Below are 14,233 nucleotides of genomic sequence, written 5' to 3'. Positions count from 1 at the left end.
TCCAAATTCTAACAATTAAATTTTAAACATATGCAATTAAAACAATCACAAAGACAACAAGTAAGGCTAAAATTAGGATTTTCAGGTGCAAGTGGATTTGGAAAGACCTACTCTGCCTTGCAATTAGCCTATGGAATGACAGAGGATTGGAGTAAAATAGCTGTTATAGATACAGAAAATTCCTCTGCTTCCTTATATTCAGACTTAGGAAATTACAATGTACTGGATTTACAGGCTCCTTATTCTCCTGAAAGATACATACAAGCCATAGAACTATGTGAAAACTCTGGAATAGAAGTAATTATTATAGATTCTATTACCCATGAGTGGAATGGTACAGGAGGATGTCTTGACATTCATGAAAAGTTGGGAGGAAGATTTCAGGATTGGGCTAATGTTACTCCAAGACATCAGGCTTTTATTAATAAGATACTACAATCAACATGCCATGTCATAACCACTACAAGAAGAAAGATAGACTATTCTTTAGATGTTGGAAGTAATGGAAAAACCCAAGTAGTAAAGCATGGTACTAAGGAAATCACTAGAGATGGCTTTGAATATGAATTGACTATTAATTTTGAGCTAGTGAATGAGAACCATTTAGCTAAGGCTTCTAAAGACAGGACAGGACTCTTCATGAACCAGCCAGAATTTATCATCACCTCTGAAACAGGAAAGATGATTTTAAATTGGTGTAATTCAGGTATAGAATCTGAAAGTAAATCTATGCCTATGAAAACTCCTTCCCAAATTCAACAGAGAGTCTCTACAGAAGAAGAAGTATATAAAGCTATTCAGGGATGTAATTCTATAGCTGAACTTTTAACTTTATATAAAGAGTTTCCCCAATATCACAAGACTTTAAAGCCAGATTTTGAAGCTAGGAAAACATTATTAATCCACACCAATAACCCAAATAATCAATTCAGTAGAAATGGATATGAAAAATAAAATTAAACCTGCTTCTCTAGAGGAAGCATTTGATGTAGAAATTTCAAAAACTACTAACATAATAGAGATAAATCATAGGAATATTTCTATCCCACCTGATTTACAGCTTAAGAGAGTGAATAATTTATCAGATAAGAAATCTCTAGGCAATATTTTCCTTGATAATGAAGAGATTGGAGATGCAGAAATATTCTATCCAAGCAGGATGAATATTCCTGAACAGCCCAAAAGTGAATCCAGTACAGTAAACAATAAGCCTGAATCTTTAAATGTAGTTCAGGCTTCTTTTATGCCCAATTCCAAAGCAGAAAGTTACTCTAGTGATATTACTGCTGGAAATAATCAGCCCAGCCCATTTATTATGGCTAATACACTGGAAGCTACATTACATCACTTACAGAATGATTGCATCATTCCTGTATTCTCTAGAGACAATGAGAAAACTATTGCACATCAGGAATTTATAGAATGTATTATTAATGCTGTAAATAAAGCATTCCCTTATCACAGCATCACAGCCCCTGAAATTAGGGTATCTCATCAAATTAAGGGTAGAACTCCTTCAGCTATTTATAAGCCTGTAAAAGAGCTTTTAGAGCATGAAAAGACTATCTATTATGAAAGAATGGCTTTTATTATTAAAGTTCCTTCCATTACTGATATAGTGAATGGTAATGAACTTTCTCTAACTATTGGTGGAGTAAGAGCATACAATCAGGAGAATCTCTACAGTAAGAAATCTTTAGAAAAGTTTAAGTTCTTTATTGGATTTCAGAATAAAGTATGTTGTAACCTTTGTGTATCTACAGATGGGTTCCTTGAAGATATAAGAACTTCTAATGCTGATGATTTATACAGCAAAGCAGTAAAAACCATACAGAACTATAATGCAGAGCTACATCTCGTGGAGATGAAGGAACTTACACAAGATTACCTTTCAGAACATCAATTTGCCCAACTTATAGGTAAGAGTAGGCTGTATCAACACTTACCTAAAGCAGAAAAACAGAATATTCCCCTACTTCATTTTAATGACAGCCATATTAATACTATGGCAAAGGATTACTATGAGGATAACAATTTCTGTAGAGAAGATGATGGAAGGATTAATCTCTGGGATGTTTATAATCTTTTTACACAAGCTAACAAGAGTAGTTATATAGACACTTTCCTTGACAGGAATTTAAATGCCTTTGAGTTTACCAAGGGTATTCAAAAAGTACTCAATGGTAATTCAGATTATCATTGGTTTTTGAGTTAACTTTATCCATCTCACAATTTTGTGGGGTGGATTTTATTTTTTATAATTGTTGGTATGCAGGAATTCATTACTTATAACTACATTAGAAATAAAATAAAAAAGTTCAGTAGAAAAGAACTATTGATAAGTCTATATTCACTTTTAAAAAGAGTTGATTTAAAAGATGACAACAAACCTTCTGCTATATGGCAAGTATTTCTTCTAATAAAATGGACATACCTTAATGGGGAAGAGCCTTATAATCCTAAAAAGCTTTCAGATAATGAAATTCTGCAGTTACTTAATTATATAGAAAAGTTTGAAAGTATAACCCTTAATCCTTATGTTAAAAAGCATGATTGGGATAGCTTTTTTCAAATAATTGGTTATCAACAACTCTATTTACAAAAACAAATTCATTGGGTGTATTTTGCACAACAACTTAAACTTTACACATCTATTACTTCAAAGTATGATATTGAAAAATCATTTCTAAGTAAAACAGGAATAACTATTTATGATTTTCTAGCTACTTCTTTTATACTTTGGATGTACACAAATATGAATTCTATTTTAAAACAATATACTTACAATGGTTTTATTGGTACAGATGTTTATGAAGCTTATTCTTACTGCTTGCCTATTGAAACACTAGATAAGTACCTAAAACTTTTATTATTAGAAGATAAGAATGCTCAAAAAATAATTAATTCATACAAGAAATCTCTTATTAAAAATGAATTTCAACCATTTGAAATTTCTTTTTTTACAATGTTCCCATTTCAGAATTTATCCAATAGCATCAATATTATTCATAAATCAATATTTGCTCACACATGCTGCTATTATATCTATGATTATTTGAAAGAAAATGATGAGAGCTTTACAGAAGAGTTTGGAAAAAGATTGGAAAAGTATATAGAGATAGGACTGTTAGAAGCTAAAATAAACTTTATAACAGAAAATGAATTAAGGATATTGTATGGTAAAAATGAAAAAGTTGTTGATTATTTAGTAGATGACTGTGTTCTTATTGAATGCAAAGGAATTGAACCAAAACCTTTACCATCAGTAAATCCATCAATAAATCTAGTTTATAATGCTCTTAAAGATTCAATTATAAAGGCATATACACAGCAAATGCTTAATGTAATAAAGAATAAAAAAAATGAAAAAGAATACTTTGGGATTATTATAACATATAAAACATTTTATTATTCTTCTTTACAAGATTTATGGGAGATATTGAAAGATGATGTTGAAAAGTTCTGCACCAAAAATAATCTTAAAGAAAATCCTCTCCCTCCAGAAAATGTATTTATAGTTGATCTCTTAACTTGGGACAAAATAGTTCAAATACTAAAATGTGAAAATATCAGTCTCTTTGAAATTTTAAAACAAGCCAAAAACTCTAATAATATTGAAAAATCATTATTATTTAGTAGCCATTTAGATAAGTTTGAAAATGAATCCTGTGATCTTAATTATCTACAAGAAGAATATAGAAAATTTGATATATTATTCTCTAAGAATGAATCTTAACAATATTCCTGTCAGATTAAATTGTGACTATCTCAGATTATCATTGGTTTTTGAATTAATCCTACCTTACTAAAGCTGTAAGATGGGTTTATTTTAGCAAATCAATGTCATATTCTGGTTCCTCATTCCATTCTTGACCTAATAAAATTCTTCCATTAGCTTTTTTACTTCTTTTTACTCCATCAGCTCCCCATGTTCCCCATTGTTTAAAGAAAAATGCAACATTCTGTTCATCACATTGTCTTTGAATATCAATTGCCCATTCAGCCTTCATAGGTCTTGCTTTATGACCACTTTCACCACCAACAATTACCCAATGTATATCTTCAAGATTTAGCTTTCCTACATCAGATATAAGAGGTTCTACTGATAAAAATCTTATTTCAGCATCAATTGTCCTTAATACATCAATTCTTTTCTTTGTAGCAGCATGTTCCACTGTTACCCCCAACCAAACATTTTTGGGAACAGCTCTAGTTGAAAAATAATCTGCTAGAATATTTTCTCTTTTGGTTAAAATTTGATATTGATGATGTGGAGTTTTTTTTATTGTATCAAAAACTTGATCCAAAAATTCAAAAGGCATTCTTTCATGAAATAAATCACTCATTGAGTTAACAAAGAATTTTGTAGGCCTTTTTATTTTAATTGGAGCATCAAGTCTATCTGGCATTAATGTAAAATCAAAACCATTTTCATACCCTGGAGCCCCCATTGCTTTTAATCTTTTAGCCATTACTTCTGCATAACAGAACTTACAGCCAGATGTAATTTTATTACAACCAGTAGAAGGATTCCAAGTTGCATCAGTCCATTCTATTTTAGATTGTTTCATTTTTTAATTAAGATTTCTACATCAGAATATTTTGCTAAAGTATGGATTTTTTCAGACTTTAATTTTCCATCTATAACAATTCTTTTTTCTTTCTCTAACTTTCTGAGATAATCATTACAATGCTTAGCTAAGCAACCAAACTCCAGTGTTTTAACATATAAATTATAAAGAGAATTCTCATTCTTTTCAAAAATATTTCTTTCTAATTTTTTATTGAGTAATTCTATTTTTTTAATTGTATTATACTCTTCAAACAAAGAAGCTATTCCCTCAGCTATTGTTTCACCATCTATATTGTAATTTGCATCTCCAGTATGAGGATTTATATTCCATCCTACTTTTAAAAATTTTTCAAGTCCATAAGTATGATTAGATCCAAATATTAATCCATAAATATTAATTCCTTTTTTAATTGAAAATGGAGCTAATCTATAATCATTATTTATCAATGATTTATAGTAATCAAATACAACTCTGTGAGAATGAAATGGTTTGCTTTCATCAAAATCTTTTTTCTTTATTTTTATATAGTTTGAAAACTCAGGAAGCTCATTAAATCTTCTTACAAATGATGATGATATGAAAAATACAAAGTCTGTCCTTTCTAAGGCAATTAGTTTTTTAAAAATTTCTTCTGTAATTTCTTTTATGCCAAACTGATCTAAAATCATTAATCTAGGGATTTTAGGCTTTTTAGACATTAATGGGAAAATCTCATTAAATAAGGTATTAAAAGGCTTATTATACAAAACAACTTCAATTTTTTCTCTGTTATATTCAAAGCTGTTAATATTGTTTTGTAATTGAATTAAAGAACTATAATTTGCCTCATTAAGTATAACTTTAATTTTTACACCAGTAGACTTAACTAAATCATTATATTTATTTAATATTTCTAAAATTAGTAATGGACTTCCATAATTTCCTTGGACATCTTTGCCTTCACCTGCAAAAAAATCATAAATAATAATATTCTCCCAGTAATTATTATTTTTAGAAGATATAAAGACAGGCAACCATTCTGTAAGATATTTTTTAAAAATCTCTAGCTTTGCTTTTGTTCCATCATCAAAAGGCTTTGAAAAGTGTTTTTTTGCTTGCATTCTTAATATTATGTGAAATACTAATTTAATCAAAACTTATAAAATTATCAAAAAATACCTAATTGAATTTATATTTATTAAAGTAATTGCTATTAAAAATAAAAAGTCTGGAAATTCCAGACTTATATTATTTTTAATTTTTTTAAAATGACTTAGTATTATTCAATACATATTTTATTAATGAATCTCTCTCTCTTTTCTTAATCTGATTGAAACCTTCATCAATTGAAATTACTCTTCCTTCAGCTTTTCTAGATTCAACTTTAATAGACATTTTCTCAAAATCAAATCTTAATTGCTGACTTGTTACTTGTGGCTTAATTGGGGGGTGTTTTTTCATAATTTTGAGCTAAAGAGTGAACTGCTTGTTGTTCTAAGGTTGATAATGCTTGTAAGGATTTGGCTGTCTTAGGACTTATATTCTTATAGTTACTTCTTATTAGTTTGCCTTTTTTGTCTTTTCTTTCTGCAAAATTAGTAAAAAAAGTAAGATATCTTCTAGGAGCAACTCCATCAAACATTAAAATCTTAACTTTATTTGTCTCTTTTTCATTCTCTGTCATTGAATCACTATGAAGAGTTAAACATAAACTCTTAACATAAGGCTCAATGAAGTAAACTTCCTCTATTCCAGCTGCAACTATGTGTCTAGCACAGTTATGACAAGGATAAGTTGTACAAAACAGTTTTCCTCCTATCATTTTATCACCAGTAGTTTGACTACCCTGTATTATAGCATGCATTTCTGCATGAACTGATCTAGAAAATTCAATTAGATCTTTAACTTTTGTATCTTTTATACTTTTTTTAACTTCATTTAAAAGATCATCTTTCAGATCACCATTATCATCTTTAAATATAGCCTTAATTTTATCATTAGTTAAAAATCCATCAATAATATTTTCTACTAACCTTTCTTTATGTGCATCATTACTACAATATCCTTTATTATAACATCTATTATCAAGAGATGTGCCAGATGAAGAGTATAAATTTCCTCCATATTTAGGAACATCATTCCATCCTGTAGAAAGTAAATTATTATTACTATCAATTATACATGCACCAACTTGTCTTGATAAACAGGCTGAGTTTCCTGATGCAGATTTTGCATTATACATTGATAATTCTTCTATAGTAGGAGTGACTATTGCACTTTCAAATATTAGGTTAAGATATCTTTCTATTTTTCTATTAAGATCAGGTATATTTTCTTCAGAAATTCTAACAAAAAAGTCTCCATCAACAAATGTTCCTCTTACATTTTGGCCATATTCTAGATTTTGTTTGTCATCTATCTCTATAATTCTCACTATTTCTTCTGGACTAAAACCTTTATTTTTAAGATTTTCTTTCCTATCATTTAAAGAAGAAAAAACACTTATTTGATAAAAATTATCAGTATAGACTTTTCTTAATAATTTTAACTCATCTGTTGTTTTCAAGGAGTCAATTATATAACATTTTCTTCTTGATTTAAAATCTTCAGATTTTGGCTCATCTATACCATTTTCTTTAGCTTCTCTTAATCTAGACAAATGTATTTCTTGGATAGCTAATTCAGCTAATATAGTATTATTCTGATTTTTTCTTATAATATTTCCTTTACTAATTTTTTCTAAATAGTCATTAAAAATTCTACTTTTACCTGGCTCTTTAATTATTTCTTTTTCATCCTCACTATCTACTTTATAAGAATTTATAAATTCACTTAATTTTATAACTTCTACAGTATACCCATATTTAACAAATAAGTTATATTTTAAAGTCTCTATTACATTCTCTTTTAATGAGCCAATTGGTGAGCATATACCAAAAAATAATTCTGCTGTTAGAGTATTATCTACTTTTTGTAATGTTGTACTATTCTCATTTTTAAAGCCTTCCTGGCTTATTAACTTTACTGCAGCTTGTGTTTTCATAAGTTCATTAGTTACAAAAACTAAAATATAAAATTTTTAATTAATATAAAATAAAATATGAATATACAAGTTCCCTCATATCAAACATCCCCCTTTTTCAAAAAAGTAAATACCCCCACCCCCTTCTGAACTACTTAGATAAATTCTCTGGAGAGAAATAAAGATGTTCTGATTTATTTTACATCTTTAGAATCACCTCATATCTTTTTACTCTAGCTCACTGCCCCCCACAACTTTCTATCATCTCTGACATATTTTGAGTATAACTCAAAAATATATCAATTATGAAAAGACAATTTAAAGGATTTGTAGCTAAGGTTGAAATGTTAAAATCTGAAAAAGCTAATGAAGACAAAAATGGGCTTATGCCTGTAATTCTAATAGGTATTGCAGGGGAAATTCCCAGTAAAACTGTTATTAGTGGTACTGTAGCTCAAAGAATGGGAATATATGAAGGAAGTATATACCTGTTTCAGGCTAATGAAATAGAAGTAGATCCTTTGTATGGAAGGCAATTTAACTTCATGGCAATATCTAAGGAATTATCAGCTATAGAGACATTACAAGCTAGTGACTTTGTAGGTAAACTGAGGATAGTAAAGGTAGATTCTCCAGAGGATTTTGAAGAATTTATACCAGAGTCTCTACAGCTAGAAAATGCTTAATAAAATGCCACCTTATTAATTTAGGGTGGTATTTTTCTTATTAATCTTAACTTTTGAGTTAAATTCTGTAATTACATATATAAGTACAATTACAAATTTCAACTCATTTTATCACAATCTAACAAATACAATAGTATATCTTACTCTAGAGGCTCCATGTAGATTTAAAGAGAGAGGGCATTTAGGTAGAAATCCCTTTACAACAAAATAGAATATATATTATATAGATAGCCTTTTTAAGCTTCTGTAATTTTTATATCAAAGAATTCCTTTGGATGAACTTCCAAAGCATCTGCAATTCTGAAAAGAGTATAAACTGTAGGATTGGTCCTTCCTTGTTCTATTCTTGAAATATTAGTTACATCAATATTACCTTCCATTTTTCCTACAAGATCAAGCTGAGAAAGACCTTTAGTTAGTCTTATCTCCTTAATCTTATTTCCTACTGATTTTAAAATTTCTAACTTCTCCATATTGACATATTTGGCAATTAAAGAAAAGTTTCTTAAGTTTATAATGTCATATATGGCAATAATGAAATTTTAACTATGAAATACACTTATTACTCAATCTTAATTATTTCTTTTATCATAGTGGGGCTACATCAATCTTTAAAAGGTAAAATGAAAGATGAAGTTAGAGAAGAAATCACAGAATATTTTCTGGGACAAATTAAAATTCTTAAACTATTCCAAATATTATCAATTCTAGCTCCTATTATAATATTATTACTAAATGAAAAGTGGTATTGGGCTTTACTTAAATACATTGTATTATACTTCTTAATAACTTTTTTGATAATAATTAATACTCTTAAAATCAGCAACAAATCAAAAATATATTTAATAATTATTCTAGGTCTTACTAACATTTTACTATTGATAACATACATTAACAATTAAATCAAATATGAAAAACAATTTTTTATTTAGTCAAAGTAAATTTCTTGAAGGAAATAATGAATTAAAAACTAAAACAATGAAAAAGCTAATTATAATTTGTATATCATTTATACTTGCAAATTCTTGTAGTAGAAATGATTCTACAGAAAGCTCAGATACAAATGAATCAAACTTAATTGGAGTTTGGAAAAAAAGCAAAGAAGTCATTTATAGTGGAAAAAACAATCAAGTTCTTGCAACTTATTATCCAGCAGATGATTGTGAGAAAAAATCAACATCTGAATTTACAGGTGATGGAAAACTTATTACAAAAGAATTCTATTTAAATTCAAATAATGCCTGTGTTTCTTCACCAACACAAACAAAAAGTTATTATTATGATTCAAGCACAAAGAAAATAAACATTAATAATGCTTTTTATGGGGATATTTTAAAGTTAACCACTGGAGAATATGAATGCAGAGTAAATTACCATTATGATCATAATGGAGATGGTATTGATGATAATTATGTAGAATACTATTATAAATAATAATTCATTAGTTTACAGTAGAAGCCACTCCCAAAAAGAGTGGTTTTTTAATACATCAATCTTTATGAAACCAAAAATACCTTTTAGAATAGGCTCCCAATATGATAATTGGGAGTTAAATCTAATGAGCATAGCTGATAGTATATCTGACAATTCTTATTGTAGTTATTTGTGGGTAGGAAGTGAAATAAAGAAGTTTTTAAACTTTACTCCACACAGGACAGAACTTATATTTTACTGGGATATACTGGAAGTTGTAATACTTGAATTTGATAAGAAATCTGAACATTACTACAACAGGATAAATAAAGCCTTATCAGATAGAGTGGAAAGAGTAAATTTTGAAATTCTTCCTGATGGTATGATTATACACAAGTTTATAACTAGTAAAGTTCATTATTGGAATATCTATTTTCCTGCTAGTAGAGAAATAAGACTGATTTACTTTTCAAATTCTTTTACCTATATCAATGTGCTTTTAGAATGAAAAGGCATACTTTTAGGCATACCCTATTAAAAGTTAACATCTAAACAACTAAATATCAACATGAAAGACCTTAAGTATTGAGCCCAGCAGGAGGAGCAAAAGACTTACATTTCTGTAAGTCTTTTTTTATTCGGTGTATTCTTTCAAATTATATCATAGATTAGCTTATCTTCAATAAACACTGCCTTTTTTTCATTACATTTGCAGCTTTATAAATTAAAATCATTAAAGTTTAAAACATTTTCACTTTTTATAGTAAAAACAGCATACTTTTTGTTTAATGCTATTATCTTGAAAAACAACAAATGTCGATAATCAATACAAAATATCATTTCCTTTTCTTTATAACCTTTATTTCTGGTTTAGTATATGCACAAAACACAGCAAACGGAAAAATTGTAGACTCTAAAACAAATAAAGAAATCAGTGGTGTAGATATTTTTATTAACGACAACAATAACCCCGCTATTACAACTACTTCAGGTAATTTTAGCGTTCAATCAGACAGCGTTATTTATAAATTAAAATTTCTAAGAAAAAACTATGCTTTGGAAAGCATAAATATAACTCCGGAAAATTCCAATAACATATTTGTAAAACTTTCTCAAGAAAAAGTAGGAAACATTCAGGAAGTTGTAATCCACAACGAAAAACCAAAATATAAAAACAAAAAGGAAAATCCAGCTTATGCAATCATGCAAGAAATTTGGAAAAGGAAAAGAAACAACGGATTAGACAAATTCAACACCTATACTTATAAAGAATACGAAAAAATTCAGTTTGACGCCAATAATCTGGATAGCACCTTCATGAAGAAAAAAATCTTCAACAAGCTAGATTTTATTTTCGATTATGCAGACTCTACAGCAAGTGGAAAAATGGCGCTTCCTATTTTTTTAAATGAATCTATCTATGAAAATTATGGTGAAAACAAGCCTAATAAAAAGAATAAAAGACTTTTAGTTGCTCAAAAAACATCAGGATTTCAGGATAATCAAGTACTTACCGTTACTGCAAAAAACCTTTATCGAGACATCAATATTTACGATAATACTTTAAATTATTTCGACATAGGTTTCCCTAGCCCTGTAGGAACTGACGGCTTCAGCACATATGATTATAATTTAACTGATACTATTTCTGTAAATGGAGAAAGAGCATACAGAATACGGTATCAGCCTAAAAGAACAGAAGTATTAGCTTTTCAGGGTTATCTTTATATAGATACCGACAGCTATGCGGTTATTGGAGCTACATTAAAGTCAACCCAGAAGATAAATGTAAACTTCATCAACAGTATATCAACCGAATTAGAATATGATAATCCTGATGATGAAACTTTCTTACCTAAAAAATTCGTTACAGCAATTGAACTAACTCCTTTTGCGAAAAAGAAAAAATCGAAAAGTATTATTGCGAGACGCTCAGTCGATTACTATCAGTATGATTTCAACAAGCCTTTGGATGAGAAGATTTTCGTAAGAAAAGAAGAGGAATATGATGATAAATTTGTAGATAAAGACGAAGAATACTGGAATAAAACAAGGCCGGATTCTCTTACCAAAGCTGAACAAGGGGTATATGAAATGCTCGACAAACTTAAACAAACTCCAAAATTCAATCGAATTGTAAAATTATATGAAACATTAGGGTCTCGTCACTACAATATTACCAAAGGAATAGATTTAGGACCTATTTTTTCAATATATGGCTTTAATGAAGTTGAAGGAAACAGAATAAGACTTGGAGCCAGAACATATTTTACACAAAATGATCCATGGAGAGTACAATTCTATGGAGCTTATGGTTTTAGAGACCAACAATTCAAATATGGAGTTGAAGGTAGATATATGTTTAATAGAGTCAATAGATTTACTCTCGGAATAGGAACAAGAAGAGATATTCTTCAGTTAGGGACACAGCTAACCGATGATGATGGAATTATGTCTCGTTCTTTCGCTTCTTCAACTGTATTTGCAAGAGGAGAAAACGCCTCATTAAGCTCAGTAAATCAAACAAACGTATTTGCGTCTATTGAACCTTGGAAAAATTTCCAAATCAGAGTTGACGGAACGATGCAAAGTATAAAATCTGCCAACCCAAGCGGATTCAACTTAATGTATTACAGAAATGGAGAGTTAAGGCAAACCGTAAATGATTCCCACGTTACTTTAAGCTTAATTGCAAGACCAGGCGCAAAATTCTCACAAACCGGGGTAGACAGATACGAACACGGAACTTTAGCTCCAACCATTGTTTTAAAATACACAAGAGGTATTGAAGGTTTATTTAATGCTGATTACAATTATAATAAACTTCAGTTTCTATTCCATAAACCATTTTTAATAGGAAGTTGGGGTAAAACTTTAATTAATTTTGAAGCTGGAAAAAATTTTAACACCGTTCCTTTAGCACTACAAAACGTAATTCCTGGAAATCAATCTTATGGGTTAGTTCCGAATACTTTTGCTCAGCTTAATTATTATGAGTTTGTTGCTGACACATACGCAACACTACATCTCGAGCATCATTTTAACGGTAAAATCCTTTCTTATATTCCTTTAATTAAAAAACTAAAGCTTAGAGAAGTCGCATTTATCAGAGGAGCTTATGGAACGTTAAGTAACAAAGCAAAAGCCATCAATGTTGACGGACTAAGGTACACTGCTCCAAGTGATCATGTTTATTACGAATACGGTTTCGGAATTGAAAATATAGGCTTCGGAAACCTAAGAATTTTCCGAGTAGATTTCAACTGGCGAGGAAATTATCTCGACAAACCTGATGTTTCAAAATTTGGGATAAAAGCAGGTTTTCAGATTGGTTTTTAAAATAAAACTATACAATATATTTAGCAATTACATGGTGTATCTATTACACCATTTAAGCAATCTGTTTTGCCTGCTGTCCAAATACTCCATTTGGAGCACCAATTGACAGTTTAAAGCTGCTACTGTAAATAGTTTTTCTTTCTTGTTAATTTTTTTAAGTTGTTCGTAATAGTTTGTTTTAGTTTGTTGCTTACTCTGTCTGCTTTTCGGCTACCACAAATATTTTATAATGCGATCGTTATCATATACTATTTTTCGCAACAAATTGAACAAAAATTTTAGGCACAAAAAATCCTCAACTAATGTTGAGGATTTTATTTTTTATAAAAACGCTTAAATAAATTATGCGTTTGCTTCTACAGATACAAAAGATCTGTTATTTGCTTTCTTAGTGAAAACTACTTTACCGTCTACTAGAGCAAACAAAGTGTGGTCTTTACCGATTCCCACGTTTGCACCTGGGTGGTGTTGAGTACCTCTTTGTCTAACAATAATGTTCCCGGCAATAGCATCTTGACCTCCAAAAATCTTCACACCTAATCTTTTAGAGTGAGATTCTCTACCGTTTTTGGAGCTACCAACTCCTTTCTTGTGTGCCATTTTATTAGTGGATTATTATTATTTATTAAGTGCTTTAAAAAGTTCAATATTCTTTACGATAGCAGCATCAACTTCTTCGTGAGTAAGAACTGTCTTTTCTAATTCAACTTTAACTGCTTTACCTAAAGTAACTAAAGCTTCTCTGTTTTCTTTTGACTGAGACAATCCGTTTTTCTTTAAGTGATAGTTCAACTCGTGATCTTCACCAAAGTTAACAGTTGCGTTATCAGAAAGAACTTCAGCTTTAGATTCAGCCTTTGCTGTTTCTTTTTTAGCAGCTTTCTTTGGAGCTCCTTCAAAACCTGTAATACCAGTAATTTGAATTTGAGTCAAAGATTGTCTGTGACCATTTTTCACTTTGTAACCTTTTCTTCTTTTCTTTTTGAAAACTATTACTTTATCAGCTTTTACATGATCAAGAATCTCTGCCTCTACAGTGATTCCGCTTACAGCTGGGGCGCCTACAGTGATTGCACCGTTTACAGTAAGAAGAACTTTATCGAAAGAAACTTTTCCTCCTTTTTCTCCTTTTAAACGGTTTACAAACAACTTCTGGTCTTGCTCAACTTTATATTGAAGCCCTGCTATTTCTACAATTGCAAACATTGTTTATAAATTTT

14 protein-coding genes are annotated in these 14,233 nt (G+C 29.6%); 7 read left to right on the top strand and 7 right to left on the bottom strand.

All coding sequences use genetic code 11. The annotated features are described in order from the left end of the window. Positions 1 to 30 precede the first annotated feature (30 nt). Genes OH806_RS06035 through OH806_RS06025 form a run of 3 tightly spaced genes read left to right on the top strand, consistent with a single transcriptional unit; the run spans position 31 to position 3,736 of the window. Positions 31 to 954, top strand: a complete 924-nt coding sequence (locus OH806_RS06035; protein WP_264742769.1) for an ATP-binding protein — start codon at positions 31 to 33, stop codon at positions 952 to 954. Next, positions 944 to 2,215 carry a DUF3871 family protein gene (locus tag OH806_RS06030; RefSeq protein ID WP_264742768.1) on the top strand — a complete coding sequence of 424 codons (1,272 nt, stop codon included), beginning with the start codon at positions 944 to 946 and terminating at the stop codon, positions 2,213 to 2,215. Before OH806_RS06035 ends, OH806_RS06030 begins: the two co-directional genes overlap by 11 nt. Positions 2,216 to 2,269: 54 nt before the next feature. Next, entirely contained in the window at positions 2,270 to 3,736 is a 1,467-nt protein-coding gene (locus tag OH806_RS06025) for a hypothetical protein (protein ID WP_264742767.1), read from the top strand. Positions 3,737 to 3,824: 88 nt separating this feature from the next. On the opposite strand, the gene OH806_RS06020 is transcribed toward OH806_RS06025, so the two are convergent. The 4 genes from OH806_RS06020 to OH806_RS06005 form a co-directional block, all read right to left on the bottom strand. After that, entirely contained in the window at positions 3,825 to 4,571 is a 747-nt protein-coding gene (locus tag OH806_RS06020) for a DUF5131 family protein (RefSeq protein ID WP_264742766.1), read from the bottom strand. Continuing rightward, a complete protein-coding gene (gene tcmP, locus OH806_RS06015) occupies positions 4,568 to 5,674 on the bottom strand; it encodes a three-Cys-motif partner protein TcmP (RefSeq protein WP_264742765.1) in 1,107 nt (368 codons plus the stop codon). The genes OH806_RS06020 and tcmP overlap by 4 nt, the downstream gene beginning before the upstream one ends. A 142-nt stretch (positions 5,675 to 5,816) precedes the next feature. Next, positions 5,817 to 6,014: a hypothetical protein gene (locus OH806_RS06010; protein ID WP_264742764.1), complete on the bottom strand. Its 198-nt coding sequence runs from the start codon at positions 6,012 to 6,014 to the stop codon at positions 5,817 to 5,819. Continuing rightward, entirely contained in the window at positions 5,992 to 7,596 is a 1,605-nt protein-coding gene (locus tag OH806_RS06005; protein ID WP_264742763.1) for an anti-phage dCTP deaminase, read from the bottom strand. The genes OH806_RS06010 and OH806_RS06005 overlap by 23 nt, the downstream gene beginning before the upstream one ends. Before the next feature lie 284 nt (positions 7,597 to 7,880). On the opposite strand from OH806_RS06005, the gene OH806_RS06000 reads away from it, so the two are divergent. After that, entirely contained in the window at positions 7,881 to 8,261 is a 381-nt protein-coding gene (locus tag OH806_RS06000) for a hypothetical protein (RefSeq protein WP_264742762.1), read from the top strand. A 236-nt stretch (positions 8,262 to 8,497) separates the two neighbouring features. On the opposite strand, the gene OH806_RS05995 is transcribed toward OH806_RS06000, so the two are convergent. After that, positions 8,498 to 8,734, bottom strand: a complete 237-nt coding sequence (locus OH806_RS05995) for a helix-turn-helix domain-containing protein (RefSeq protein ID WP_264742761.1) — start codon at positions 8,732 to 8,734, stop codon at positions 8,498 to 8,500. A gap of 505 nt (positions 8,735 to 9,239) precedes the next feature. Here OH806_RS05995 and OH806_RS05990 point away from each other — a divergent pair. The 3 genes from OH806_RS05990 (at position 9,240) to OH806_RS05980 (ending at position 13,013) form a co-directional block, all read left to right on the top strand. Then, the gene (locus OH806_RS05990) at positions 9,240 to 9,695 is read left to right on the top strand and encodes a hypothetical protein (protein ID WP_264742760.1); all 456 of its coding nucleotides are present in this window, start codon (positions 9,240 to 9,242) and stop codon (positions 9,693 to 9,695) included. Positions 9,696 to 9,819: 124 nt separating this feature from the next. Then, positions 9,820 to 10,182, top strand: a complete 363-nt coding sequence (locus OH806_RS05985) for a hypothetical protein (protein ID WP_264742759.1) — start codon at positions 9,820 to 9,822, stop codon at positions 10,180 to 10,182. A 305-nt stretch (positions 10,183 to 10,487) separates the two neighbouring features. Next, a complete protein-coding gene (locus tag OH806_RS05980; RefSeq protein WP_264742758.1) occupies positions 10,488 to 13,013 on the top strand; it encodes a DUF5686 and carboxypeptidase regulatory-like domain-containing protein in 2,526 nt (841 codons plus the stop codon). A 342-nt stretch (positions 13,014 to 13,355) separates the two neighbouring features. Here the strand turns inward: OH806_RS05980 and rpmA are convergent, their stop codons facing one another. Both rpmA and rplU read right to left on the bottom strand, forming a co-directional pair. Beyond that, positions 13,356 to 13,613, bottom strand: a complete 258-nt coding sequence (gene rpmA, locus OH806_RS05975; protein ID WP_072963606.1) for a 50S ribosomal protein L27 — start codon at positions 13,611 to 13,613, stop codon at positions 13,356 to 13,358. An 18-nt stretch (positions 13,614 to 13,631) separates the two neighbouring features. Then, positions 13,632 to 14,219: a 50S ribosomal protein L21 gene (gene rplU / locus OH806_RS05970; RefSeq protein WP_264742757.1), complete on the bottom strand. Its 588-nt coding sequence runs from the start codon at positions 14,217 to 14,219 to the stop codon at positions 13,632 to 13,634. Between the last annotated feature and the right edge of the window lie 14 nt (positions 14,220 to 14,233).

The organism is Chryseobacterium oryctis (genome assembly GCF_025971925.1).
In the GTDB taxonomy this organism is placed as follows: domain Bacteria; phylum Bacteroidota; class Bacteroidia; order Flavobacteriales; family Weeksellaceae; genus Chryseobacterium; species Chryseobacterium oryctis.
This window is presented reverse-complemented; position numbering and strand designations above follow the sequence as displayed.